Genomic DNA, 26,526 nt, shown 5'->3' with positions numbered 1-26,526 from the left:
GATCAGGGTGCCGGTATCTGGTTTCGCGCATTTACGCTCAGGTCTTTCGCTTATATACTCGGGCTCTAGCTAACAGCAACCAGACGGATTACATGTACCAACCTGTCGCACTATTCATTGGCCTGCGTTACATGCGTGGGCGCGCAGCGGACCGCTTCGGTCGCTTTGTCTCCTGGCTGTCGACTATCGGCATTACGCTTGGCGTAATGGCGCTGGTGACCGTGTTATCGGTCATGAACGGTTTCGAGCGTGAGCTGCAAAACAATATTCTTGGGCTGATGCCGCAGGCGGTCCTCAGCGCGGCGCAGGGCTCTGTTGATCCACAGAAACTGCCGGAGAGTGAAGCCAAACTGCAGGGGGTGACGCGCGTTGCGCCGCTGACCACCGGCGACGTCGTTATTCAGAGCCCACGCAGCGTGGCGGTCGGGGTGATGCTGGGAATCGATCCAAATCAAAACGACCCGCTGACGCCGTATCTGGTGAACGTCAAACAGACCGCACTGGCGACCGGGCAATACAACGTCATTCTCGGTGAACAGTTGGCCGGGCAGCTGGGCGTTAAACGTGGCGATCAGATTCGTATTATGGTGCCGTCTGCCAGCCAGTTTACGCCAATGGGCCGCGTGCCGAGCCAGCGCTTATTCAACGTTATCGGCACCTTTGCCGCCAACAGTGAAGTCGACGGCTATCAGATGCTGGTCAACATACAGGATGCTTCGCGTCTGATGCGCTATCCGCTCGGGAACATCACCGGCTGGCGCTTGTGGCTGGATAAACCGCTGGAAGTCGATACCCTGAGCGCGCAGACGCTACCGGAAGGCACCAAATGGCAGGACTGGCGCGAGCGTAAAGGCGAGCTGTTCCAGGCCGTGCGCATGGAAAAAAATATGATGGGGCTGTTGTTGAGTCTGATTGTCGCGGTGGCGGCATTTAACATTATTACCTCTCTGGGCCTGATGGTGATGGAGAAACAGGGCGAGGTGGCTATCCTGCAAACTCAGGGCCTGACACCGCGCCAGATCATGGCGGTGTTTATGGTTCAGGGGGCCAGTGCCGGGGTGATAGGTGCGCTGCTCGGCGCGCTGCTTGGCCTGCTGCTCGCCAGCCAGTTAAATAACCTGATGCCGATTATCGGCGCGTTCGTCGATGGTGGCGCACTGCCGGTGGCCATAGAACCGTTGCAGGTGATCGTCATTGCGCTGGTGGCGATGCTGCTGGCGCTGCTTTCTACGCTTTATCCTTCCTGGCGCGCTGCCGCCACCCAACCCGCTGAGGCTTTACGTTATGAATAAGATCCTGTTGCAATGCGACAACCTGTGCAAACGCTATCAGGAAGGCACTGTGCAGACCGACGTGCTGCACAACGTCAGTTTCAGCATCGGGGAAGGGGAGATGATGGCGATTGTCGGCAGCTCTGGTTCCGGTAAAAGTACCCTGTTGCACCTGCTCGGTGGCCTGGATACCCCGACTTCCGGCGACGTAATCTTCAGCGGTCAGCCGCTGTCAAAAATGTCGCTGGCGGCGAAAGCGGAGCTGCGTAACCGCGAACTGGGCTTTATCTACCAGTTCCACCATCTGTTACCGGATTTCACGGCTGAAGAGAACGTGGCGATGCCGCTGCTGATCGGCAAAAAGAAACCGGCTGAAATACAGGAACGCGCCCGCGCGATGCTGGCGGCGGTCGGTCTCGATCATCGCCGCACGCACCGTCCGTCCGAACTTTCCGGCGGTGAGCGTCAGCGCGTGGCGATTGCCCGGGCGCTGGTCAACAATCCGCGTCTGGTCATGGCGGACGAACCGACGGGTAACCTCGATGCCCGCAACGCCGACAGCATTTTCCAGCTGCTTGGTGAACTGAATAAACAGCAGGGCACCGCGTTCCTGGTCGTGACCCACGATCTGCAGCTGGCGAAGCGCATGAGCCGCCAGCTGGAAATGCGTGACGGTCACCTGAATTCAGAACTGACCCTGATGGGGGCGCAGTAAATGGCGTCTCCGTTATCCCTGCTTATTGGCCTGCGCTTTAGCCGGGGCCGTCGTCGCGGCGGCATGGTATCGCTGATTTCGGTGATTTCTACCGTGGGTATTGCACTCGGTGTGGCGGTATTGATCGTCGGACTAAGCGCTATGAACGGCTTTGAGCGCGAGCTCAACAACCGCATTCTGGCGGTGGTGCCGCACGGCGAAATCGAACCGGTTAACCAACCCTGGAATAACTGGAATGAGGCGCTAAAAAAGGTCGAAAAAGTGAAAGGTATCGCGGCGGCGGCACCTTACATCAATTTCACCGGCCTGATCGAAAGCGGCAGCAACCTGCGCGCTATTCAGATCAAAGGCGTCGACCCGAAACAGGAAAGCGAGCTTAGCGCACTGCCGAAATATGTGCAGAACAACGCATGGGCGAATTTTAAAGCGGGCGATCAGCAGATTATCCTCGGCAAAGGTGTGGCCGATGCGCTGAAGGTCAAGCAGGGAGATTGGGTCTCTATCATGATCCCGAACTCTGACAAAGAGCACCAGCTGTTGCAGCCCAAGCGCGTGCGCCTGCACGTGACCGGCATTCTACAGTTGAGCGGCCAGCTCGATCACAGTTTTGCGATGGTTCCAATGCCCGATGCCCAGCAGTATCTGGATATGGGCAGCAGCGTAACCGGGCTTGCCATCAAGGTTAACGACGTGTTCAACGCCAATAAACTGGTACGCGACGCGGGCGAAGTGACCAATAGCTATGTGTATATCAAAAGCTGGATTGGCACCTACGGCTATATGTATCGCGATATCCAGATGATCCGCGCGATCATGTATCTGGCGATGATCCTGGTGATTGGCGTGGCCTGCTTCAACATCGTTTCCACTCTGGTGATGGCGGTGAAAGACAAGAGCAGCGACATTGCGGTGCTGCGTACGCTGGGGGCCAAAGATGGCCTGATCCGTGCGGTTTTCGTCTGGTACGGTTTACTGGCCGGGCTGCTGGGCAGCTTGTGCGGCGTCGCAATTGGCGTACTGTGCGCACTGAATCTGACCTCGATCATCAACGGCATCGAAAAGCTGATCGGCCATCAGTTCCTGTCCGGCGACATCTATTTTATCGACTTCCTGCCGTCTGAACTTCACTGGCTGGATGTCTTTTATGTGCTGGTCACGGCACTGCTGCTGAGCCTGCTGGCGAGCTGGTATCCTGCCCGTCGCGCCAGCCGAATTGATCCTGCAAGAGTGTTAAGTGGCCAGTAATTTCGCGTCATGACCCGGCGGCGTTGTCGCCCGGGTCAGTAAAGAGGAATTGCTATGTTCTACGGATTTGACATTGGCGGCAGCAAAATTGCCCTCGGGGTGTTTGACGGTGAGCGGCGTTTGCAGTGGGAAAAACGGACTGCGACGCCGCGCGACAGCTACGAATCATTCCTGCAAGCGGTCTGCGGGCTGGTGGCGGAAGCCGATGCGCATTTTGGCGTCAAAGGTAGCGTCGGGATTGGTATTCCGGGGATGCCCGAAACCGCCGACGGCACGCTGTATGCCGCCAACGTGCCAGCCGCCAGCGGTCAACGTTTGCGTCAGGATCTCTCTGCCCGTCTTGACCGCGATGTGCGTCTGGACAACGATGCCAACTGCTTTGCGCTTTCCGAAGCCTGGGACGACGAATTCACCCAATATCCGCTGGTGATGGGGCTTATCCTCGGCACCGGCGTGGGCGGCGGCCTGGTGCTGAACGGCAAATCGATAACCGGTCACAGTTATATTACCGGCGAGTTCGGGCACATCCGCCTGCCGGTAGATGCTCTTGAGGTAGTTGGGCGTGATTTCCCGCTTACTCGCTGTGGCTGCGGTCAGCTGGGCTGTATCGAGAACTATCTCTCCGGTCGTGGTTTTGCCTGGCTGTACGAACATTACAACCAGCAGGCACTCAGCTCGCCGGAGATTGTTGCGCTTTGGGAGCAGGGCGATGCCAACGCCCGGGCACATGTCGAGCGCTATCTGGATTTGCTTGCGGTGTGTCTGGGCAATATTATGACCATCGTCGACCCCGATTTACTGGTGATTGGCGGTGGATTGTCTAACTTTACTGCGATAACAGACGGACTGGCGGCACGCCTGCCGCGCCATCTGTTGCCAGTGGCTCGCGTGCCTCGCATCGAACGCGCGCGCCACGGCGATGCCGGAGGAATGCGCGGTGCCGCGTTCCTGCATCTAACGGATTGATACAGGGGTTCTTATGCAGTCGCGTCGCTTCCATCGACTCAGTCGTTTTCGCCTAACCAAACGTCGGCTGCACGATCGCCTGCGCCAGCGGGTTTTCTTCAGAGACAGAGTCGTACCCGAAGAGATGGATAAACCCCGGGTGGTGGTGCTGACGGGGGCCGGGATCTCAGCCGAATCCGGCATCCGCACGTTCCGCGCCGCGGACGGTTTATGGGAAGAACACCGGGTCGAAGACGTGGCGACGCCGGAAGGTTTCGCCCGCGATCCCGCGCTGGTGCAGGCGTTTTACAACGCCCGTCGCCAGCAGCTTCAGCAGCCTGATATCCAGCCCAACGCGGCGCATCTGGCACTCGCCCGGCTGGAAGAAGCCCTGGGCGATCGTTTCCTGCTGGTGACGCAGAACATCGATAATCTGCATGAGCGCGCAGGCAATCAACGCGTGCTGCATATGCACGGTGAATTGCTAAAAGTACGCTGTGCCTGGAGCGGGCAGGTGCTGGAGTGGACCGGGGATGTCACCCTTGACGACAAGTGCCACTGCTGTCAGTTCCCACAGCCGCTGCGTCCGCACGTGGTGTGGTTTGGCGAGATGCCGCTCGGCATGGATGAAATCTATGAAGCGCTGGCGATGGCCGATGTATTTATCGCGATTGGCACTTCTGGGCACGTCTATCCGGCAGCCGGCTTTGTGCATGAAGCGAAGCTGCAGGGCGCGCACACCGTCGAACTCAACCTCGAACCCAGCCAGGTTGGCAGCGAGTTTGAAGAGAAGCACTACGGCATGGCAAGCGTTGTGGTACCTGAGTTTGTCGAGAAACTGCTGAAAGGGCTTTAAGTCGTACGAAAAGGCGGAGCATTGCTCCGCCTTATTATCGATTACCGGCCTGCTTTCAGCTTCTGGTAATAATCTTCATACAGGCGGCTGGCATCGCCAACGTCGTTTTGCCATTCCCCGTTTTTAATGGTTTCGGCATCAGGGTACAACGTTTTATCGTTCGCCACTTTCGGGTCCAGCAGCTTGCGTGCCGCGAGGTTCGGCGTCGGATAACCGATGGTTTCTGCCACCTGTTTGGCGACATCCGGGCGCAGCAGGAAGTTGATCAACTTCAGCGCTCCGTCGACGTTTTTGGCGTTCGCCGGGATAGACAGGCTGTCCATCCAGAAGATACCGCCTTCTTTCGGCCACACTACTTCCAGTGGCGTCCCGGCCTGACGGGCGACGAACGCGGAACCGTTCCATACCATGCCCAGATTGACTTCGCCTTCCATGTACGGATTCGCCGGATTATCAGAGTTAAATGCAGCGACGTTTGGCATCAGCTTTTGCAGCTCTTTATATGCCGCTTCAATCTCTTTCGGATCGGTGGTGTTACCGGAAAGTCCCAGTTTACGCAGCGCAATCTGGAATACTTCACGCGCGTCATCGGTCAGCAACAGGCTGCTTTTATATTCCGGTTTCCACAAGTCGGCCCAGCTGGTGACGGTTTTCGGGTCAATCGCATCGCTGTTAACGCCGATCGCCGTTGCACCCCAGATGTAGGGAATCGAGTAGTCATTGTTTGGATCAAAAGGTTTATTCAGCATGTCCGGATCGAGATTGCTGAAGTTAGTCAGCTTGCTCTTGTCGATTTTCTGGATCATGCCTTCTTTGCGCATTTTGTCGACAAAGTAGGTCGACGGCACCACCAGATCGTACGCGCCGTCTTTATAGGTTTTCAGCTTGGCGTACATGGTTTCATTCGATTCATAAGTCGAATAGATAACCTTGATCCCGGTCTCTTTGGTGAACTGTTCCAGCAGGCCCGGCGGCACATATTCAGTCCAGTTATAGAAGTAGAGCGTTTTGCTGTCATCGGCATGCGCCGCGCCCATTCCGAGCACCAGCGCCGCTGCGGCAAGCATTTTTTTCATTTCGATGTCCTCTGAGATTTCGTTTTATCACGAGCAACAATCTGGCTGGCAACCACCATAACCAGAGAAAGCACTAACAGAATGGTCGCCAGCGCGTTCACCTCCGGTGAAACGCCAACCTTAACCATAGAGTAAATCTTGAGTGGCAAAATTTCATAACCCGGGCCGGTGACGAAGGAAGAGACCACCACATCGTCCATCGACAGGGTAAAGCTTAACAGCCATCCGGCAGCGACCGCAGGCATCGCCAGCGGCAGAATAATTTTCCGCAAAATGGTCATCTCGCTGGCACCCAGATCTTTGGCAGCCTCCAGCATCCGGACGTCAAAGCCCTTCAGTCGGGAATAAACGGTAACCACCACAAACGGCAGGCAGAAGGTGATGTGCGAGAACAGCAGCGACCAGAAACCGAGCTGGATGCCAATCAGCATGAACAGCACCAGCAGTGAAATCGCCATCACGATGTCCGGGGACATCATCACCACGAACAGCATCCCGCTGACAAACGGCTTCCCGCGAAAACGGTAGCGATACAGCGCCACCGCGGTCAGGGAGCCAATCAGTGTGGCAAAGGTGGCAGAGAACACCGCCATCGTCAGGGAGTGCTGAGCCGCTTGCAGCAGGCTGTCGTTATTCATCAGCAGGCTGTACCACTTGGTGGTGAAGCCTTGCCAGTTAATGCCAAACCGCGAGCTGTTAAACGAATTCACGATCAGAATAATGATCGGGATATAAAGGTAGGCGTAAATGGCAGTCATAAAGCCGCCGCGAAGCAGTCGACCGATCATTCGAGTTCCACCTGTTTATTGAGCAATCGCGCCGCACGCCAGTAAACCAGCAGCATCAGGCCCATCACCAGCGTCAAGGTAATGCTGGTGGCTGCGCCAAACGGCCAGTCACGAATATTCAGGAATTGGCTCTTGATCACGTTGCCGATCAGTAAATTCTTCGCGCCACCCATCAGGTCAGAGACATAGAACAGCCCCATCGCCGGGAGCATCACCAGCAGACAGCCAGCAATAATGCCCGGCATGGTCAGCGGCACGATGATGCGCATAAAGGTCTGGAACTTGTTGGCACCGAGGTCACGGGCAGCCTCCAGCAGCGGTTTATCGAGCTTCTCAATACTCGAATAAAGCGGCATCACCATGAACGGCAGCAAAATATACACCAGGCCGATAATCACCGCGCTCGGGGTATACATGATGCGCATCGGGGTATCAATCACCCCGAGCCACAGCAAAAACTCGTTGAGATAGCCTTTGGTGCTGAGGAATATTTTCAGGCCGTAGATGCGAATCAGTGAGTTGGTCCAGAACGGCACAATCAGCAGAAACAGCAACAGCGGACGCACTCTCTCCGGCAGCCGGGCGAGGAACCAGGCAAACGGATAGCCAAGCGCCAGACACGCCAGCGTGGCGAGGAGGGCCATGTTAAGCGAATGCAGGAGAACGTCAAAATAGAGCGGGTCGAACAGACGCGTGTAGTTATCCAGCGTAAAGACCATTTTGACGAAGTTCGCATCGTCGCGGGTCAGGAAGCTGGTACCGATGATCATCAGGTTAGGCAGAAAAACAAAGACCACCAGCCACCCGACGATGGTGGCGATCACCACCTTCTGGAATTTACTGGTGTTGTTCATCAGCCAGTACCACCTCCCAGCTTTCGACCCAATTAATGGCCATTTTTTGATCCAGCGAATGGTCGAAGTCCGGGTCATCTTCATTGAAGAATTCGCTGACCATCACCATTTTGCCGTTTTCGAGCTCGACCACCGATTCGAGGGTCATGCCCTTATAGTTGCGCTCGCGCACGTAGCCAATCAGGCCTTCAACAGGGTTGTCGTCGTTGATCTCATCCACGCGCAAGTCTTCCGGCCGCAGCAGCACGTTAAGCTGCTGACCTTTTTCAACGGCAAAGTTGACGTAGATATTACATTCACGGCCTTCAACGCTGGCGCGTACGCGCTGTTGGTCCAGGCGTTCGATAACGGTGGCGTTGAACCTATTGATCTCGCCAATAAATCCGGCGACGAACAGATTTTTCGGCTCTTCGTAAATTTCACGTGGGGTGCCGTCCTGCTCAATTTTACCGTCCCGCATCACCACGATGCGATCGGACATGGTCAGGGCCTCTTCCTGATCGTGGGTAACAAACACGAAGGTAATGCCGAGCTTGCGCTGTAAGGCTTTCAGTTCGTTCTGCATCTGCTTGCGCAGCTTGTAATCCAGCGCGGAGAGCGATTCATCGAGCAGCAGCAAGCGGGGTTTATTGACCACCGCCCGCGCAATGGCGACGCGCTGCTGCTGGCCCCCGGAAAGCTGGCTGGGTTTACGCTGGGCAAACTCTTCAAGTTGCACCATACGCAGGGCATCGGTGACGCGCGGGGTAATCTGCTCTGCCGGGGTTTTCTGCATCCGCAGGCCGAAGGCGACGTTTTCAAACACCGTCATGTGTGGAAACAGAGCGTAGCTTTGAAACACGGTGTTAACGTGGCGATTTTCCGCAGGGACATCGGTGATATCGATGTCTTCGAGGTGAATGCGGCCCGTATCGACATTTTCGAGTCCGGCGATCAGGCGTAGTACGGTGGTTTTACCGCAGCCTGAGGGGCCAAGCAGCGTAAGGAATTCACCATTGTTAATGGTGAGATTGAGATCTGAAATGACTGTTTTACCATCAAAGCCTTTGCCAATCCCCGCCAGACGGACCAGCGGTGAAAGCGAACGCGATTGTGTATTCAATTTTTTACTCTGTCCCATGTCAACGTAACGCAAAAGAGGCATTACGGGGTTTGTGGTTAACCACCTTTGAGGTCTGGCACATAATTAAGGGCTGGCATTCTACGGCAATCCTCTGAAATCGCCAATCATTCTGCGCCCTTGTAGGCTACCTTTAAACCACTCTGCGGTAGGATTGAAAAAAAAGCGCATTTGCCGGGCCAAAAGTGACCTGACGCAATATTTAGGGATCGGTGCTTCCTGATAATGTTGGCACAAATAATGAGGGCGACGACATGGATAAATTACTTGAGCGTTTTTTGCAGTACGTTTCTCTGGATACGCAGTCGAAGCCTGGCGTGCGTCAGGTGCCGAGCACCGAGGGACAGTGGAAATTGTTACGCTTGCTCAAAGAGCAGCTCGAAGAATTGGGGCTGGTCAACGTCACCCTGAGCGAAAAAGGTACGGTGATGGGTACGTTACCGGCCAATGTTGACGGTGAGATCCCCGCCATTGGATTCATTTCTCACGTCGATACTTCACCGGATTTTAGCGGAAAGAACGTCAATCCGCAGATTGTCGAAAAGTACCGCGGCGGCGATATCGCGCTGGGCATTGGCGATGAAGTGCTGTCCCCGGTGATGTTCCCGGTGCTGCATCAGCTACTTGGGCAGACGCTGATTACCACCGACGGCAAAACCTTGCTTGGAGCTGATGATAAAGCCGGTGTGGCAGAAATCATGACCGCGCTGGCGGTGATGAAGGCCAACAACACCCCGCACGGCGACATTCGCGTGGCATTCACCCCGGATGAAGAAGTGGGCAAGGGCGCGAAGCATTTTGACGTCGCGGCCTTTGATGCCCAATGGGCGTATACCGTCGACGGCGGCGGCGTGGGCGAACTGGAGTATGAAAACTTCAATGCCGCGTCGGTGACCATCAAAATCGTTGGCAATAACGTGCATCCGGGCAGTGCCAAAGGGGTGATGGTGAATGCCCTGTCGCTGGCGGCCCGAATTCATGCCGAAGTGCCCGCTGAAGAGAGTCCGGAACAAACCGAAGGCTACGACGGTTTCTTCCATCTGACCAGCATCAAAGGCACCGTCGACAGCGCACAGATGCACTACATCGTCCGTGATTTCGACCGTAAACAGTTTGAAGCCCGCAAGCGCAAGATGATGGAAATCGCCAAAAAGGTCGGCAAAGGCCTGCACCCGGATTGCTACATTGAGCTGATCATTGAGGACAGCTACTACAACATGCATGAAAAGGTGATGGAGCATCCGCATATCATTGAGATAGCGCAGCAGGCGATGCGTGATTGTGATATCGAACCGCTGATGAAACCGATCCGCGGCGGCACCGACGGCTCGCAGCTTTCCTTCATGGGATTGCCGTGTCCGAACATTTTTACCGGCGGTTATAACTACCACGGTAAACACGAGTTTGTGACGCTGGAAGGGATGGAGAAAGCGGTGAAAGTGATTGTGCGGATAGCGGAGTTAACCGCGAGAAAGTAGTCGTATATTGCCCGGTGGCGCAGTGCCGCCGGGCTAATCGCAACTAGTCTTCGAAGAACCAGTAGCCGCTGTTAACCAGAGCAGAAATCATCGCGAGAAAAGACGGATCTTCCAGCGCATCGCCAAAATGTTCAGCGTTCAGCTCAATATGGCTCGCCAGCGCTTCCAGGGCCGGGCGGTGCGGCGAGTCAATCTTCTCCCCATTCACAAACACGTCCCCGTTTATACGCAGCACGCGCAGGCCGCCGAGGCGCACCAGTTTGTCACCCTGTTGTAGCGCATCATAGATTTCATCGGCCTGATATGGCGGCTCCGGTGGGGAGACATCCAGCTCATGACGCGTCTGGCTGATAAACTCGCCGAACCACTGGTTGAAGTGTTCTGGCTGGCCGATCATCTCCAGCATCATCTCGCGCAGTTTATCGAGCTCCTGCGGCACGATGTCTGCCGGGTGTTCGCGGGCAGGCACGTCAGGGTCCGTATAGCGATGAGTGCCCAGTTCGCGCTGTAACACGTAATCGGCAAAACCGCTGATCAGCTCCTTGCCGCTCGGGGCGCGGAAACCGACTGAATAGTTCAGCGAGTTTTCCAGCGAGTAGCCTTCATGCGGGAAGCCAGGCGGAATATAGAGGATATCCCCTGGCTCCATCTCTTCATCAATGATGGCCTCGAAAGGGTCGACCTGAAGCAGATCCGGGTGCGGACAGTGCTGCTTCATTGGCACCTTATCGCCCACCCGCCAGCGACGGCGGCCGGTACCCTGAATGATAAACACGTCGTACTGATCGAGATGCGGACCGACGCCACCCCCGGGCACCGAGAACGAGATCATCAGATCGTCAATGCGCCAGTCGGGCAGAGCGCGGAACGGACGCATCAGCGCCGCGGTCGGCTCATGCCAGTGGTTTACCGCCTGGACCAGCAGCGACCAGTTGTTTTCACTCAGATGATCGTAGCTCTGGAACGGCCCGTGACTGACCTGCCATTTGCCCTCGTGATGACTGACCAGACGACTGTCCACTTCATCTTCCATGGCCAGTCCCGCCAGTTCATCCGGCGAGATAGGGTCGACAAAGTCAGTAAAGCCGCGCTTGAGCACCACCGGGCGTTTTTGCCAGTAGCGTTCGATAAAGTCGGGCCAGTTGAGCGATAAGTGATAATCCATAATGTTTTATTCCACAGGCAGGTTTCTGTTGGCAGTATAACGGAAGCTGCCGTCGCGTGATGCAGCGAACAACAAAATAAGTGACTTAAGACTCTTTGCTTTCCGGATGCTGCCTGCCAAAAATCACTTCCATCTTCGCGCCGCCAAGTGGACTGTCGCCCGGGAGTATTTTACCGTGGTACTGATCGACGATTTCACGGGCAACGGAAAGCCCCACGCCCTGGCCCGGACGCAGCGTATCCGCCCGCTGGCCACGGTCAAACACCAGATCCCGTTTGCTCTGTGGAATGCCGGGGCCGTCATCCTCGACGATAATGTGCAGATCATCGTCCATTTGGCGGGCCGACACTTCCACGAATTCGAGGCAATATTTACAGGCGTTATCCAGCACGTTGCCCAACACTTCCATAAAGTCGTTTTGTTCGCCGACAAAGCTGATTTCAGGGGAAATATCGAGCGTAATGTTGACCCCTTTACGCTGATAGACTTTGTTTAGCGCCGAGGTCAGGCTGTCGAGCAGGGGGGCCACCGGATGCAGCTCGCGGCTGAGTAACATGCTGTCGCTGCGCATACTGGCACGATGCAGATAGTAGCCAATTTGCTGCGAAATACGGCTGATTTGCTCCAGCATCACCGGTTCGGCGTCCTCCACGCTGAGCTTGTTGCCGCGCAGTGAACGCAGGGTACTTTGCAGCACCGCCAGCGGGGTCTTAAGGCTGTGGGTGAGGTCAGTCAGGGTGGTGCGGTATTTATCGTAACGATCGCGCTCGCTTTTCAGCAGCCGGTTGAGATTCTGCACCAGGTTGGTCAGTTCGCGGGTGGTTTCCGGGTTGAGCGTGTCGCGGTGATGCTCTTCCAGTTCGCGCACCTCTTTCGACAGCGACTCGATAGGGCGCAGGCTCCACCATGCCGCCACCCACAGCAGCGGAATGACCAGCAGCAGGTTCGCCGCCAGGACGTAGATAAACCAGCTCCACACCATGTACGAGCGTTTCAGCTCGATCGGGATGGTATCGACGACAACGATGGTCATCTGCGGTAAGTTTTCCCTCGCCGGGTAAATATTCACCGCCACCGAATGGGTCATCTCGGAGTCGTCATCCTGCTGGCGAAGTTCATTGAGCTTTTGCAGAGTCTCATGATCGTTATGCAGCAGCATACTCGATGCGCTGACATCCGCTTCGATTTCGTGGAAACCGTTAGCTTTCAGCCATTCCGGTTGAATACGCTTCACCAGCCACGGCAGGTCACGCTGCATCCACATCAGTTTGCCATTTTTGTCATAGATCAGCGCCATCGTCGGGCTTTGCAGATTGAGGTTGTCAGGGATATCAACGCTGATTTTGTTATTTTCCCAGCTGGCCAGGGTATAAAACAGGTTGCTTTCACCCCGCAGCAGACGGAAGGTGGTTTTGTCGAAGCTGACGCTATAGCCGACCAGCGCCACCATCCCGTAGGCCAACGATAACACCAGCACCACCGCGGCGGTCGCCAGCAGAAAGCGGACCCGCAGCGAAAGCGGGAAAAAATGCCTCAGCATCCGTTTCATCCACGTAGTTCGAAAAGATAGCCCTGGCCGCGCACGGTGGTGATCACATCCTGCGGATGCTGCGCCTGAATTTTCTTGCGCAGGCGTCCCATCAGCACATCGATGGTGTGGCTCTCGCGCAGCTCCGCATCAGGGTAGAGTTGCAGCATCAGCGAATCCTTACTGACGACTTTGCCGTTGTTGCGAATCAGCGTTTCCATAATGGTGTATTCAAAGGCGGTCAGTTTGATGACTTCGCCATTCACCGACAGCTCGCGGCGCGAGAGATCGACCTGGAACGGGGGAAGGGAGATCAGCTGTGAGGCCAGGCCACTGTTGCGACGCAGGAGCGCCTGCATCCGGGCCACCACTTCTTCGATATGGAATGGCTTGGTGACATAGTCGTCGGCTCCGGCGCTCAGCACTTCGACTTTGTCCTGCCAGCCTTCACGCGCGGTCAACACCAGCACCGGGAGAGAGACATCATTGCTACGCCAGCGACGGATCATCGACAGGCCATCTTCATCCGGCAGGCCCAAATCGACAATCGCGATGTCCGGCACATGTTCACCCAGATAGTAATCCGCTTCCTTTGCGTCTTCTGCGGCATCAACCTGATGGCCCAGTTCCTGGAGCTGGACTTTTAAATGGTGACGCAACAGGGCGTTGTCTTCCACGACGAGTACGCGCATGGCTCTGCTCCCTTTTCATTTACGATTTGAATAGTTTAACGTGATTATGGGGCGCTGGGGATAAACATTGCGTAAACCGGGGGAGGAGACCTCTCTTCCCGGGCGGGAAGAGAGGAAGGGTAACTTACTTGAGTTCGTCAACCATGGTGGTCGCACGACCAATGTAGTTCGCCGGAGTCATCTCTTTCAGACGGGCTTTCTCGTGTTCCGGCAGGGCCAGACCGTCGATGAACTGCTTCATGCCTTCGGCATCAACGCGCTTACCGCGAGTCAGTTCTTTCAGCTTCTCGTAAGGCTTCTCGATGCCGTAGCGACGCATTACGGTCTGAATCGGCTCCGCCAGCACTTCCCAGTTGTGGTCCAGCTCTTCCAGCAGACGGTCGCGGTTGACTTCCAGCTTGCTCACCCCTTTCAGGGTCGACTGATAGGCGATCAGCGCATAGCCCAGGCCGACGCCGAGGTTACGCAGCACGGTGGAGTCGGTGAGGTCACGCTGCCAGCGGGAGACCGGCAGTTTGCTGGCCAGATGTTGCAGCACGGCGTTGGACAGGCCGAGGTTGCCTTCGGAGTTTTCGAAGTCAATCGGGTTCACTTTGTGCGGCATAGTGGACGACCCGATTTCACCGGCGATGGTTTTTTGCTTGAAGTGGTTCAGCGCCACATAGCCCCAAACGTCGCGGTCGAAGTCGATCAGAATGGTGTTGAAGCGCGCGACACAGTCGAACAGTTCGGCAATGTAGTCGTGTGGTTCGATCTGAGTGGTGTACGGGTTCCACTGAATGCCCAGCGACGTCACGAATTCTTCACTGAACTGGTGCCAGTCCACTTCCGGGTACGCGGCGATGTGGGCGTTATAGTTGCCGACCGCGCCGTTAATTTTGCCGAGGATCTCAACCTGGTTCAGCTGACGATATTGACGCTCCAGACGGTAAGCGACGTTAGCCATCTCTTTACCCATGGTGGATGGCGTCGCAGGCTGACCGTGGGTACGGGAGAGCAGCGGAATATCGCGATACTGCACCGCCAGGTCTTTCACCGCGTCGATAAGCTTGCGCCAGTAAGGCAGCACCACTTCGTCACGGGCGGTTTTCAGCATCAGCGCGTGGGAGAGATTGTTGATATCTTCAGAGGTGCAGGCGAAGTGAATAAACTCGGACACCGCGTGCAGGGCCGGGACCTCAGCCACTTTTTCTTTCAGGAAGTATTCAACTGCTTTCACGTCGTGATTGGTGGTGCGCTCGATGGTTTTGATTCGCGCGGCGTCTTCTTCGTTAAAATCGGCGATGATTTTATCGAGGAAACCGTTTGCGTCGGCAGCAAAAGCTGGAACTTCCTTGACAGCTGTGTGCGCGGCCAACTTTTGCAGCCAACGAACTTCAACCTGCACACGGAATTTCAGCAAACCAAATTCGCTGAAAATGCCGCGCAGCGCGCTGACTTTATCGCCGTAGCGTCCATCGACAGGGGAAACGGCGGTCAGTGAGGATAATTCCATAGATCACAACTCCGGAGTTATATGAGCAAGAATTTGTTTAGCCTGAGTGGTCAGGCGATTACGGGAAAACATAAGCTGCAGACGGCCACCGCCAACCTGGTGCCACAGCACGGCGGCACGGATCCCGGCCAGTAAACCGGCGCGAACTTTGGCCTGCACCTGCGGACTTTGCAGCACGGCAGGGGAGCCTGTGACCTGGATACGTGGGCCCAGTGGGCTGATAACATCGACATAAATCGCCGCCATCGCGCTCAGCAGCGTCTCAGACTGCAAATCAAAATGATCGAGCTGGCGCTGAAGCCCGGCGATGCGATCGCCCAGGGTGTCCATTGCGCCTTTGGCGGAAGAGAGCTTACGTTCGAGCACCATCAGACTTAAGGTGTAGCGCGTCAGTTCTGCGTTGAGGCCCTGACGACTGCTGGCATTCAGCACGCCGAGCAGCGTTTCCAGACCGAGGCGAAGATTGGCTTCACTGCCACCGAACACGCCCAGAGTGGAGTCCGGGTTAAGATCGATAACGCTGTTCAGCGCCACGTGCAGCGCATCGTTATCGCAATGACCCTGATGCGCCAGCTGCTGAACCAGGCGGGCAGACTGGCAAATGCCTGCCAGTGCCAGCGTGATATCGTAATAATTCTTCGCCACTCAAAGCTCCTTTCTGTGTGCAGTCTGCGTCTTAAACCGGCAGCGGCAGGCGCTGTTCGATAATGCCGCCGCCGAGGCACACTTCACCGCTGTAGAACACGGCGGACTGGCCAGGCGTTACGGCTGAAACAGGCTCGTCAAAGCGAACCTCAATACGGTCTTCATCCAGTGCGGTAACGGTGCACGGAATGTCGGTCTGGCGATAGCGGGTTTTCACCGTGCAGCGCAGGGTGCCGGTCAGTGCTTCACGATCCACCCAATGGAGCTGTTGGGCAATCAGGCCGACGGACATCAGGCGCGGGTGATCATGTCCCTGCGCCACCACCAGAATATTATTTTCGACATCTTTATCGACGGTGTACCACGGCTCTTCGCTGCCGTCTTTGGTGCCACCAATCCCTAAACCTTTACGCTGCCCGAGGGTGTGATACATCAGACCCTGGTGCTCACCGATCACGTCGCCGTCAACGGTAACGATTTTGCCTGGCTGGGCAGGCAGGTAGCGACCCAGGAAATCACGGAATTTGCGCTCGCCGATAAAGCAAATACCGGTGGAGTCTTTTTTCTTGGCAGTAATGAGATCGAGCTCTTCCGCAATGCGGCGAACTTCAGGCTTTTCTAACTCACCCACCGGGAACAGGCTTTGCGCGATTTGTTCATGGCTCAGGGTATAGAGGAAATAGCTCTGGTCTTTATTGCTGTCGAGGCCGCGCAGAAGCTGGCTTTTGCCGTTCACGTCGGCGCGGCGCACGTAGTGGCCGGTGGCGATGAAATCGGCACCTAAATCTTCAGCCGCGAACTCGAGGAAGGCTTTGAATTTGATCTCTTTGTTGCACAGAATATCCGGGTTTGGCGTGCGGCCAGCTTTATACTCTTCGAGGAACAGCTCAAAGACGTTATCCCAGTATTCTGCGGCAAAGTTGACGGTGTGCAGCTCAATGCCGAGTTTGTCACACACGGCCTGCGCATCAGCCAGATCGGCAGCGGCAGTACAATATTCCTCGCCGTCGTCCTCTTCCCAGTTCTTCATGAACAGGCCTTCTACTTTATAACCTTGCTGTTGCAGCAGGTAAGCAGAAACGGAGGAATCGACACCGCCGGACATGCCGACGATCACTTTTTTTGGGCTTTCTGACATTGGAATACTCACGACATTGAACTTCAAGGCGGCATATTCTATCACGCAGCCCCGGTGTTGACACCCTTTGTGAATGGCCAGTTAAATTCGCCAATGATTTCCAGCGGCAGACGTTGTCCGCTCTGCCAGCAGCGGATGCTTTCTGCCACCAACGGCGAACGCAAATGACAGGCGGTGAGGATCTCTTCCGCGCTCAGCCACAGGCAGCGGTCGATGTCGTCATCGTGCGGTTCGGTAGCGCAAACGGCGTCGAGTTCAATGGCAAACAGAAAGCGCAGGAACGGCGTATTGTCCGGGGCGATCCATTGATGCATGCGAATCAAATGCTGCGGCGTGGCGCGAATGCCGGTCTCTTCCCATAGCTCGCGCTCAGCGGCCTGAACCAGGGTTTCATCCGCTTCCAGATGCCCGGCAGGCTGGTTCCACGTGGCTTTGCCGTTAACGGTTTCTTCGACAATCAGAAACTTACCTTTGGCGTGAACGACGCAGGCGACGGTGACGTGGGGTTTAAACATGTGGCTTCCTTTTTCAGGCATCTCGCCACTGGCCGTTAGCGAGATTATCGAGGGTGTAATTGCCCATCGCGTAGCGGATCAGGCGCAGGGTAGGGTAGCCCACATGCGCAGTCATGCGACGCACCTGACGATTACGCCCTTCGTAAAGCGTGACTTTCAGCCAAGTGGTGGGAATCGCTTTGCGTTCACGAATGGGGGGATTGCGCGGCCAGAGCCAGTCAGGTTCTTCCACCCGTTCAATACCCGCAGGCAATGTCGGGCCATCGTTGAGGGTAACACCTTTGCGCAGTGAATCCAGCGCTGTCTCGTCCGGCTCGCCTTCCACCTGCACAAAGTATATTTTGCCGGTCCGCTTACCCGGCTGCGTGAGCTGCGCCTGGAGCGCGCCATCATTGGTTAACACCAGCAGGCCTTCGCTATCGCGGTCAAGACGGCCAGCGGCATACACGCCCTGAACGTCGATAAAATCTTTCAGCGTGCTGCGCCCGGCTTCGTCGGTGAACTGCGGCAAAACATCGTAGGGTTTATTGAACAAAATCACCCGTTTTGGTTGGCTTTCTTTGCGTTGTCTGGAAGCTTGTTGTGAGCTGAATCGCTTAAGGCGGTGATTTCTAAAAGAAGTTTTCGTCATGGTATTTTCAGGCTGGGTCAATTACCGCATTATAGCCTAATTACGAAGACCTTTCATGGAACCCAACATTCAGGTAGTATCAACTAGCTCATTACAAATCATTAACAAAAAATATTGCTCACACTGATTCGCGTTGCCGGGCAGCAACGTTACCCAGGACACGAAAGGCACGAGCAGTCACCAGAAGCGCTCGAAGGAGAGGTTAATGGAAAGCAAAGTAGTTGTTCCGGCGGAAGGCCAAAAGATCACCCTGCAAAACGGCAAACTGAACGTCCCTCACAACCCGATTATCCCTTTCATTGAAGGTGATGGCATCGGTGTCGACGTGACTCCGCCGATGATCAAAGTGGTGAATGCCGCCGTTGAGAAAGCCTATAAAGGCGAGCGTAAAATTTCGTGGATGGAAATTTACACCGGGGAAAAATCCACCAAATTGTACGGCCAGGACGTCTGGCTGCCAGCTGAGACGCTGGATCTGATTCGTGATTACCGCGTTGCCATCAAAGGCCCGCTGACCACACCCGTTGGTGGCGGTATCCGTTCTCTGAACGTAGCCCTGCGCCAGGAGCTGGACCTGTACGTCTGCCTGCGCCCGGTACGTTACTACCAGGGCACCCCAAGCCCGGTTAAACATCCGGAACTGACCGACATGGTTATCTTCCGTGAAAACTCTGAAGACATCTACGCGGGCATCGAGTGGAAAGCTGACTCTGCCGACGCTGAGAAAGTCATCAAATTCCTGCGGGAAGAGATGGGTGTGAAGAAAATTCGCTTCCCTGAACACTGCGGGATCGGCATCAAGCCGTGCTCTGAAGAAGGCACCAAGCGTCTGGTTCGTGCCGCGATTGAGTACGCAATCACCAACGACCGTGATTCTGTGACCATTGTTCACAAAGGCAACATCATGAAGTTCACCGAAGGCGCTTTCAAAGACTGGGGTTACCAGCTGGCGAAAGAAGAGTTCGGCGGTGAGCTGATCGACGGCGGCCCGTGGCAGAAAATCAAGAACCCGAACACCGGCAAAGAGATCATCATTAAAGATGTGATCGCCGATGCCTTCCTGCAGCAGATCCTGCTGCGTCCGGCTGAATACGACGTTATCGCCTGTATGAACCTGAACGGGGACTACATTTCTGATGCCCTGGCGGCACAGGTTGGCGGTATCGGTATCGCACCAGGTGCGAACATTGGCGACGAATGCGCCCTGTTCGAAGCTACCCACGGCACTGCACCTAAATACGCCGGTCAGGACAAAGTGAACCCAGGTTCCGTCATTCTGTCAGCAGAAATGATGCTCCGTCATATGGAATGGTTCGAAGCCGCAGACCTGATTGTTAAAGGCATGGAAGGCGCAATCGCTGCCAAGACCGTGACCTATGACTTCGAACGTCTGATGGAAGGCGCTAAGCTGCTGAAATGTTCAGAGTTTGGTGACGCGATCATCGCGAACATGTAATCTACTCGCTGGGTTAGTAAAGAACGGGAGCCGATTGGTTCCCGTTTTTATTATTAGTTTTCGAACGGTTATCAAAAGTTTATCAAAAAAAGTTATCAAAATCCTGTCCTCGTGATAGCATTTTTATTAACCATTTTGACTTGATTAATTGGGACGAGGGATACATGTCCAATAACATCACGAAAATAAAAAAGATTAATATAATCAGCTTTCGAGGTTTAAATGACTGTACTGTGAATTTCGGCGAGAGGATTACAGCTATTTGTGGAAAAAATGGAACTTCCAAATCCACTATCCTTGGTATAGCTGCCCAAATGTTCAATTTTGAGACGGATTACACTAAGCAACCAGCAGTTGATTTAAAAGGTTATAACACTCTGGCAGGAAAGGCATTTTCCTCTCAATTTAGTGAACATTTTCGTTTATCTAGTCGTCATGACACGCCAAGTTCGATGGATGTGGATGTCGTAATATACGATGGCGCTGAAGATAAAGAGTTGGACAAACTTAAGTTGGGCTTGTATTTACGAAGTAACCACTCTTCAGCAAGAGCAACGGTTCGTAATAACACAACAACGAATGGTGCCAGTGATAGTCGTAAAGTTACACACCCCTTAATTTACTTGAGTATGAAGAGACTTACTCCAGTGCCTGATAGGCAGAAATATAATGTATCAAATATTGATTCTTATATGGAAAAAAATAAGAGCGAGTTTATAAGTCAAAGTTCTTATATTTTAGGGCTAAGAAATGTCAATAATCTCACTAAAACTAACGGGACCATTAATTCAATGGTAGTAAGTGGGAATAAATATGATCATCAGTCAGTTTCAGTTGGTGAAGACAATCTAGGTCAAATCTTACAAGCAATTTTTTCTTTCAAAAAGCTCAAAATTGAATACCCTGATTACCATGGCGGTATTTTATTGATTGACGAGATTGATGCTGGTTTATTCCCTGCGGCACAAAGGAGGTTGATTGAAAGGTTAGCTTCTTTAACAAAAGAGCTTGATCTACAAGTAGTATTTACCACCCATTCTCCTGAAGTAATAAATAGAGTTGCAGAATATAGTAAAAATGATAGTAAAAACTACAAAATAGCTTACTTGACTAATACCTACGGAAAGCTTGAAGTCAAAGAGGATTACTCTTGGGTCGATATTAAACTTGATTTATATAATGAGACACTTAAGTTAAATAATAAAGAAATACAGCAAAGGACAAATGTGTTTTTTGAAGATAAAGAAAACTACGATTTCTTTACAGCAATAGTCACGCGACGGGATATAAATAAGTTGCTCAATCTTCATAAAGATGTGACATTGGGTTGCGAGAACTACTTACAATTGTTGAAGAAAAAAGTACCGGGTTTTTATAAGTCAGCTGTGATAGTTCTTGATGGTGATGTGAAGAATAAAGGTTATGAAAATGTTGTTACATTGCCTACAGATTTACCACCAGATCAACTTATTTTTGAATACCTGTATAATTTAGATGCCTCTGATTATTTCTGGAAAAATGATTTAAGATATACGAAAAATTATTTTCATGAGGTTGCTGATAAAATTATTCGGGCGTTAAATTTAACAGAGGAGAATATCATTTTAAAAGATAAAATCTCTTCAAAAAACAAACAAGTTTCTAATGGTGTTAAACTGAGAGATCTATTTAAATCTTTCGTTCTTGAACAGACTTTTCAAGATCTTGTAAAATCAGGTGGGGTTAAATACAATCCATATAGACGTTGGGCAGTAGATCCAGAGAATGAAAAATTAGTAGATAAATTTAATGTGAGCTTGATCGAATCCCTTCGCTTTGTAATAGGAGAGGAGCTAGGTGTTGAAACTTCTAAAGTAAAAAACATCGTCGTTAAGTGAAATGATAGCGTCTATACCTTATCGTCCCATAACGTGGTATTATGTACAGTAGTTTGGAAGTCAGGATGCTTTGAAATGAGATTTACTACCCCTTTACGCTACCCTGGTGGCAAAGGAAAATTGACTAATTACATATTGAAACTCATTGATATCAATGGGTTAAATGGTTGTGATTACGTAGAACCGTACGCTGGTGGTGCGGGGGTGGCTATCAATTTGCTTTTAGCGGGTAAAGCAACGAACGTTCATTTGAATGATTTAAACACTGCAATCTATTGTTTTTGGCATTCAATTTTAGAGGAAACAGAAGGATTTTGCTCTTTAATTGACTCAACGCCTGTAACTATGGTTGAGTGGTATAAAAACAAAGATATTATTGCTAATCAGGCTAACTACTCAGCACTTGAGATTGGATTTGCTACGTTTTTCCTAAATCGAACTAACCGCTCAGGTATTTTACTTGGTGGCGTGATTGGTGGAAAAGAACAATCTGGGAAATGGAAGCTTGATGCAAGATTTAACAAACCTGATCTGATTAATAGAATTAACATTATCGCTTCTAAAAAAGCCAATATTCATATTTACAATCAAGATGCAAAGTTATTTCTTGATACTGTAGTTTCCAAATTCAAGAAAGATACGTTGATTTATCTTGACCCTCCTTATTACGTTAAAGGTAAAGGGTTGTACCAAAACCACTACGGCCATGAAGATCATTTAAGTATAGCTAAAACTATTAAGCAAAATAATATGCATCCTTGGATTGTTTCGTATGACAATACTGAGGAAATAAATGATATGTATTCCGGCTTGCGCAAGGTGGAATATGGAATAAATTATAGTGCTCAGTCAAGATATCAAGGGCCTGAAGTTATCTTCTTCTGTGATAGCATTACTATTCCAGATGATTCAAACCCATCAAAAGTTAAATTATAGTTACTTTTAACCAGTCTTTTCCACGGTCATCATGATAGCGAGCTGTCTGATTAGGCGATTTATGTCCCAGAAGTTTTTGGGTATCGATTCCCTGAGCTTCATACAGACGCTCTGCTAAAGAACGTTGTTCATGGAAAGTTGCTGGTGTCCCATCTCCCCAATTTATTTCTGCTTTATCACGAGCCTTACTGAAATTCATTGTTATGGTATTAGACTTCACCTGCGCTCCACGTTCTGCCATTGAGGTTGCCCGGAAGAAGTGGATTAGGTATGGACTCACTGCATAGTCACGGCAACGCGCAACTACATCCCTCAAACTCCAGTCAATCGCGTTAAGTCTAAGGGATAGGGGGATCGCTAGCTTGCTCCCCGTCTTTTGCTGAACGACATGAAGATGGTCATCCCAAATATCGCTAAACTTCATGTTGGAAATATCCCCAAGACGTTGACCAGTAACGAGTGCCAATAGCATTGCATTGCCCATGTATTGATGGCGGGCATCAGCTATCTCGAAAATCTTTTGCCATTCGTCGAGGTTTAGACGCTGTCGGGTAATCCGCCGGCGTGGTTGTTTTGTAGCAAGAGCCGGGTTATAGCCCGGCGGTACCTCGCCATAATGTTGTGCTTCTTTGAACACATCAATTAACACTGAGCGTATGACCTGAGCCATTCTCGGCTGGCCCTCTGCAACATAGGACTCCAGTATCTGGGCAACATCCCGAACATCGACGGATGAAATCAATTTCATTCCTACGCTCTCACGAAGCAGGGCTACTGGTTTAGCCTTTTGCTTATGAGTGTTCGACTTGATATCACCGTTCTTCAGTCTTTCATCCTGAATTTTCCAATAACGATCTAACCACGTATTTGTTGTTATCGCCTTTCCTTTGCTGGTGGCGATCATGTCACTGATAGCCAAAACCTGCCTGGTCCGCTGTTCAGCTAGTCGCTCATTGGCTTCGATTGCTATTGCTGTTGCTTCGGTCTCGTTAGTTCCAAGGCTATGAAACTTACCTGTAATGGGATGCTTATAGCGCCAGTAAATTTTATTTACCTTCCGACTGTAGAGCGGATAGAGATTAGGTATCTTGACGTTGTTTTTACGTGGTCGTGCAGCCATCAGACAGTATCCTTTGAAGCATTGGCGAATCAGATTTTTTTATTACGGGTTGGGTCAAATTACCTGTAATCTCGGCGTCCTCTCTTACCCGCCAGTATCTTCCTTCTTTTGTGGCCGGGGGAGTGAACATGCTCTCTTTAGCGTATCTGCGTAAAGTACTTAGACTTGGAGGATTGCTACGGTATTTTTCTGCAGCCCACTCTTCTAAAGTCAGCATTTGAAGCATGTGATTTACCTCATAATGGCCCATTTCAGGGCCATATTCTGAAATTAAAAAATCAGTGTTCAGTCAGACGCTGCCAGATTACTGACACGTATTTGACCTGATGAAGTGCATCCGAAATAGCCTTGTGAGGTTCTCCCTCAAATGGGATTTCATAGCGAGGCTTGCAGCCAACCGCTTTACCCAATTCGACAATGGTTCTTACATCCCGGTTATTCCAGAATTTCCATGGGCAGGGGATTCCCGTCCGGTCATAAGATGCCTCGAGCAGGACATTGTCATAAGTGGCACCATTCCCCCAGACCTGTACAGAATCAGGGCCGTTAGCCGCATTCTCGGCTATAAACTCATTTAGCTGCAGTAAGGCATCATCGAGCGGAATAGCATCATCCATCACTAACTCAGAACGAGCCTCAGGCGAAGCTTTAAGCCAGAATATTATGGTAGATGCATCCGGAACCCCGCCGCTGGCCATGGAAGATTCTAGGCTAATCACTTTGTAAAATTCCGAACCGGTATTACCCGTAGATGGATCAAAGAACACGGCCCCGATAGATACGATTGGTGAATCAGCCTTTTTGCCCAAAGACTCAATGTCGACCATAAGGTGTGTATAGCGCAGTTCAGTATCGGCATGGTTATGATGACCGGAATCATTATTTATGGCAGCTGTGCTGCTATAAGTTTCAGTCGCGCTTGTGCATGAGAGAGATTCTTCCGGGCCTTCTGATAACGCAGAACTGTTCGGGATTTCATCATTGCCAATTATTTCCAGCTGCACATTATCAACGTACTCCGCCGCGGTATTAGCATGGTCAGCTGTAGTGTTACTGGTGGTCAGTCCTTCAATAGAAAAAAGGCCATTGCCAACTTTTTCGAGAACCGGCTGCGTATCTCCGTCGATTTGGGCTTTCTCATTCTTGCCGCTAGCTTCAGGACCATCAGTTTCAACCGCTGAATCAGTTACTACCTCGTTTGTCCAGCTAACCCCAGGGTTATGACGCGCAGCCACAAGTGTTTCTTCTGATGGTGCAGAATGATTGCTTTCAGTCAGGTTAGCGTTGATGTAGCCGCTGAGACGTGCCGGATACAGGTAATACTCTGGGTGAGCGCTGCGGATAAGTGCAAAGATAGCCGCACGCGAGTAATCCAAAACTCCCGGTGTTGCACGAAGAGCTTTAGACCATTCTTTGAACGGACTTTCTTTTTTACTAACGACCTCTTTTGCCCGACGGAAAACACCACCAGGGATATCGTAAATGTTGAAATCCATTGGTAGCGTTGCGAGGGCTATCTCTAAATCAAGCGTATCGAGATCGTGTTTGAGATCGGGATTCCTGTCGGTCTGGTTGCCACCGCCTGCATTAGCGCCGCTTTCTGTACGCTGTATGCACGAAACACGGTTTCCATTGGACCATTCTTTTACCAGCAGCCCGCGGTCAATGTAATCAGTCTCTGCCCAGATTATGGTGAATTGGAGAACCAAAGCGAGTTCGTGACGTTTTTCCTGTTCGAACACCTTGCGAATGGCGTCGGTATAGCGCCAAAGGTCTTTGGTATCGTAACCCTTTACTTCTTCGCAGTTTTCTGCCGCAAGCAACAGGTTCTGGACATAGCTGTTGTCAGTGTCCATCTCCAGCGCGCTGATCCCTTCGTATTCTTCGCGGGTTATGTGGTAGCGTAGTTCGTCGGCGGTGAACTGGGCGAGTAGCTGCTTGCGGAAGGGCATACGAACGACTGGATAACGTGTGGTTTCGTCATCATTCTCGTCAATCTGGATACCGTTATCAGGTTCAAGATCCTCAACTGCTATAACGCCGATGTCGCTGGTGCTTTCAGATTTCAGAGGGGTAAATTTGCCGCTGCACCAGTCTTCCACTAATTGGTTGCGATCGCTGGCATCTGCTTTAGCCCAGTCAGCCATGAATGCAGCGATATTTTCAGTTTTGTGCGCTTCATCTGGCGCGAATACCTGCTTAATCGCCTGAACGAGTTTCCACTCTGCGTTCAGGCAGAGTTCGGCAACTTCAGGGATGTCGTTCTTCGCCAGCAGCAGGTTCTGGAGATAGGTGTTGCCTTCATCCAGTGACATTTCGCTGGCAGCCAGTTGCTGCTCTTTAGTGATATGTGACTGGTATTTGTCGCTGGTCAGGTGGACGGCAAAACGGACCGCTGGAGTGCGGTTTTCAAGCGGAACACTCTCGAAGGTAGTTTCGACTTTAACGATCGGTTCCGGTGCGGCAATGTTGTCCACGGCTCCAGTTGACTCAGCAGCAGCCTTTGGCAGCCAGGTGCGTCCATCGTCCTGCAGTTCGTAGCGTTTGCACCATGAGTAATCAACTGTGCTTTCTTCAGGCAGGTCGTCATAAACCGGAAAATCGGTACGGACAGGCTTGCTATAATCCTTGCCCCGGCCGGTTTCAATGCCAGCATCTTCCAGCTCTACATCCAGCTGCAAATTGGCTCGTGCTTCTGATTTAGCCGTGAACCAGATAACGGCATCTTCTTTGCCGGATTTCTGCGTTGCCTTGATTAAATGAAAGAATTCCATATCGGGTCCTTAATTTTGGTTGTAAGATACCCGCAGCTAGTGATTGCCGCCTTGGGTAGTGGTCATTGGTCAAAACTCGATTCCGGAAAGCTTTGGTCGGCTGACCGGGTACTCAACCCGCCTTGCGCGGGTTTTGTGCTTTTAAGGGCTGGTAGCAGCCATTGGTCATAACTCGATTAAAATTTAAAAGCAGGCAGTTGGTCTTC

24 protein-coding genes are annotated in these 26,526 nt (G+C 52.3%); 9 read left to right on the top strand and 15 right to left on the bottom strand.

The features are described 5' to 3' along the window. Positions 1 to 92: 92 nt before the first annotated feature. The 5 genes from lolC to cobB are packed head-to-tail and all read left to right on the top strand — an operon-like array spanning position 93 to position 5,032. On the top strand, positions 93 to 1,292 hold the full coding sequence (gene lolC / locus SIK69_RS20935; RefSeq protein WP_319787012.1) for a lipoprotein-releasing ABC transporter permease subunit LolC: 1,200 nt from the start codon (positions 93 to 95) through the stop codon (positions 1,290 to 1,292). After that, positions 1,285 to 1,986 (top strand): lipoprotein-releasing ABC transporter ATP-binding protein LolD, encoded by a 702-nt coding sequence (gene lolD / locus SIK69_RS20930; protein WP_319787011.1) that lies wholly within the window; start codon positions 1,285 to 1,287, stop codon positions 1,984 to 1,986. The genes lolC and lolD overlap by 8 nt, the downstream gene beginning before the upstream one ends. Beyond that, positions 1,987 to 3,231 (top strand): lipoprotein-releasing ABC transporter permease subunit LolE, encoded by a 1,245-nt coding sequence (gene lolE, locus SIK69_RS20925; protein ID WP_319787010.1) that lies wholly within the window; start codon positions 1,987 to 1,989, stop codon positions 3,229 to 3,231. A 54-nt stretch (positions 3,232 to 3,285) separates the two neighbouring features. Beyond that, positions 3,286 to 4,197 carry an N-acetylglucosamine kinase gene (gene nagK, locus SIK69_RS20920; RefSeq protein ID WP_319787008.1) on the top strand — a complete coding sequence of 304 codons (912 nt, stop codon included), beginning with the start codon at positions 3,286 to 3,288 and terminating at the stop codon, positions 4,195 to 4,197. Between the two features lie 13 nt (positions 4,198 to 4,210). Beyond that, positions 4,211 to 5,032, top strand: a complete 822-nt coding sequence (gene cobB, locus SIK69_RS20915; protein ID WP_319629993.1) for a Sir2 family NAD+-dependent deacetylase — start codon at positions 4,211 to 4,213, stop codon at positions 5,030 to 5,032. A gap of 41 nt (positions 5,033 to 5,073) precedes the next feature. Here cobB and potD read toward each other — a convergent pair whose 3' ends face one another. From potD to potA, 4 genes are read right to left on the bottom strand one after another with little or no spacing between them, the layout of a single operon-like run. Next, positions 5,074 to 6,108: a spermidine/putrescine ABC transporter substrate-binding protein PotD gene (gene potD / locus SIK69_RS20910; protein ID WP_319629994.1), complete on the bottom strand. Its 1,035-nt coding sequence runs from the start codon at positions 6,106 to 6,108 to the stop codon at positions 5,074 to 5,076. Then, positions 6,105 to 6,896, bottom strand: a complete 792-nt coding sequence (gene potC, locus SIK69_RS20905) for a spermidine/putrescine ABC transporter permease PotC (RefSeq protein WP_319629995.1) — start codon at positions 6,894 to 6,896, stop codon at positions 6,105 to 6,107. Before potC ends, potD begins: the two co-directional genes overlap by 4 nt. Then, a complete protein-coding gene (gene potB / locus SIK69_RS20900) occupies positions 6,893 to 7,750 on the bottom strand; it encodes a spermidine/putrescine ABC transporter permease PotB (RefSeq protein ID WP_319787007.1) in 858 nt (285 codons plus the stop codon). The genes potC and potB overlap by 4 nt, the downstream gene beginning before the upstream one ends. Then, the gene (gene potA / locus SIK69_RS20895) at positions 7,734 to 8,870 is read right to left on the bottom strand and encodes a spermidine/putrescine ABC transporter ATP-binding protein PotA (RefSeq protein ID WP_319787232.1); all 1,137 of its coding nucleotides are present in this window, start codon (positions 8,868 to 8,870) and stop codon (positions 7,734 to 7,736) included. Before potA ends, potB begins: the two co-directional genes overlap by 17 nt. 254 nt (positions 8,871 to 9,124) lie before the next feature. On the opposite strand from potA, the gene pepT reads away from it, so the two are divergent. Beyond that, a complete protein-coding gene (gene pepT / locus SIK69_RS20890; RefSeq protein WP_319629998.1) occupies positions 9,125 to 10,348 on the top strand; it encodes a peptidase T in 1,224 nt (407 codons plus the stop codon). 43 nt (positions 10,349 to 10,391) lie between these two features. On the opposite strand, the gene SIK69_RS20885 is transcribed toward pepT, so the two are convergent. The 8 genes from SIK69_RS20885 to rluE form a co-directional block, all read right to left on the bottom strand. Continuing rightward, entirely contained in the window at positions 10,392 to 11,513 is a 1,122-nt protein-coding gene (locus SIK69_RS20885; RefSeq protein ID WP_319787006.1) for a ribosomal protein uL16 3-hydroxylase, read from the bottom strand. Between the two features lie 85 nt (positions 11,514 to 11,598). Continuing rightward, positions 11,599 to 13,062, bottom strand: coding sequence for a two-component system sensor histidine kinase PhoQ (phoQ, locus tag SIK69_RS20880; RefSeq protein WP_319787005.1), 1,464 nt, complete (start codon positions 13,060 to 13,062; stop codon positions 11,599 to 11,601). Then, positions 13,059 to 13,733 (bottom strand): two-component system response regulator PhoP, encoded by a 675-nt coding sequence (gene phoP, locus SIK69_RS20875; protein ID WP_319630001.1) that lies wholly within the window; start codon positions 13,731 to 13,733, stop codon positions 13,059 to 13,061. Before phoP ends, phoQ begins: the two co-directional genes overlap by 4 nt. A gap of 124 nt (positions 13,734 to 13,857) precedes the next feature. Beyond that, on the bottom strand, positions 13,858 to 15,228 hold the full coding sequence (gene purB, locus SIK69_RS20870; RefSeq protein ID WP_319630002.1) for an adenylosuccinate lyase: 1,371 nt from the start codon (positions 15,226 to 15,228) through the stop codon (positions 13,858 to 13,860). A gap of 3 nt (positions 15,229 to 15,231) precedes the next feature. Beyond that, positions 15,232 to 15,873 (bottom strand): high frequency lysogenization protein HflD, encoded by a 642-nt coding sequence (gene hflD / locus SIK69_RS20865; protein WP_319787004.1) that lies wholly within the window; start codon positions 15,871 to 15,873, stop codon positions 15,232 to 15,234. A gap of 31 nt (positions 15,874 to 15,904) precedes the next feature. Further along, entirely contained in the window at positions 15,905 to 17,011 is a 1,107-nt protein-coding gene (gene mnmA / locus SIK69_RS20860) for a tRNA 2-thiouridine(34) synthase MnmA (RefSeq protein WP_319787003.1), read from the bottom strand. Positions 17,012 to 17,052: 41 nt separating this feature from the next. Beyond that, positions 17,053 to 17,526 carry an NUDIX hydrolase gene (locus SIK69_RS20855; protein WP_319787002.1) on the bottom strand — a complete coding sequence of 158 codons (474 nt, stop codon included), beginning with the start codon at positions 17,524 to 17,526 and terminating at the stop codon, positions 17,053 to 17,055. Positions 17,527 to 17,539: 13 nt separating this feature from the next. Next, positions 17,540 to 18,157 carry a 23S rRNA pseudouridine(2457) synthase RluE gene (rluE, locus tag SIK69_RS20850; protein WP_319787001.1) on the bottom strand — a complete coding sequence of 206 codons (618 nt, stop codon included), beginning with the start codon at positions 18,155 to 18,157 and terminating at the stop codon, positions 17,540 to 17,542. Between the two features lie 205 nt (positions 18,158 to 18,362). Between rluE and icd the strand changes: the two genes are divergently transcribed. From icd to SIK69_RS20835, 3 genes are all read left to right on the top strand, one after another. Beyond that, complete coding sequence (gene icd / locus SIK69_RS20845; RefSeq protein ID WP_319630007.1) at positions 18,363 to 19,613, top strand: NADP-dependent isocitrate dehydrogenase; 1,251 nt, start codon at positions 18,363 to 18,365, stop codon at positions 19,611 to 19,613. 164 nt (positions 19,614 to 19,777) lie between these two features. Continuing rightward, positions 19,778 to 21,490: an AAA family ATPase gene (locus SIK69_RS20840; protein ID WP_319787000.1), complete on the top strand. Its 1,713-nt coding sequence runs from the start codon at positions 19,778 to 19,780 to the stop codon at positions 21,488 to 21,490. A 75-nt stretch (positions 21,491 to 21,565) separates the two neighbouring features. Beyond that, the gene (locus SIK69_RS20835; protein WP_319786999.1) at positions 21,566 to 22,426 is read left to right on the top strand and encodes a DNA adenine methylase; all 861 of its coding nucleotides are present in this window, start codon (positions 21,566 to 21,568) and stop codon (positions 22,424 to 22,426) included. Here the strand turns inward: SIK69_RS20835 and SIK69_RS20830 are convergent. From SIK69_RS20830 to SIK69_RS20820, 3 genes are read right to left on the bottom strand one after another with little or no spacing between them, the layout of a single operon-like run. Continuing rightward, positions 22,416 to 23,546 (bottom strand): site-specific integrase, encoded by a 1,131-nt coding sequence (locus SIK69_RS20830; RefSeq protein WP_319786998.1) that lies wholly within the window; start codon positions 23,544 to 23,546, stop codon positions 22,416 to 22,418. The genes SIK69_RS20835 and SIK69_RS20830 overlap by 11 nt on opposite strands. Next, the gene (locus SIK69_RS20825) at positions 23,527 to 23,772 is read right to left on the bottom strand and encodes an excisionase (protein ID WP_319786997.1); all 246 of its coding nucleotides are present in this window, start codon (positions 23,770 to 23,772) and stop codon (positions 23,527 to 23,529) included. The genes SIK69_RS20830 and SIK69_RS20825 overlap by 20 nt, the downstream gene beginning before the upstream one ends. A 52-nt stretch (positions 23,773 to 23,824) precedes the next feature. Beyond that, complete coding sequence (locus tag SIK69_RS20820) at positions 23,825 to 26,320, bottom strand: 3'-5' exonuclease (protein WP_319786996.1); 2,496 nt, start codon at positions 26,318 to 26,320, stop codon at positions 23,825 to 23,827. Positions 26,321 to 26,526 lie beyond the last annotated feature (206 nt).

This window comes from Scandinavium lactucae, from assembly GCF_033843265.1.
Taxonomy (GTDB): Bacteria; Pseudomonadota; Gammaproteobacteria; order Enterobacterales; family Enterobacteriaceae; genus Scandinavium; species Scandinavium lactucae.
The sequence above is the reverse complement of the archived record's forward strand: the minus strand, read 5'-3'. Positions and strand labels throughout refer to the sequence as shown.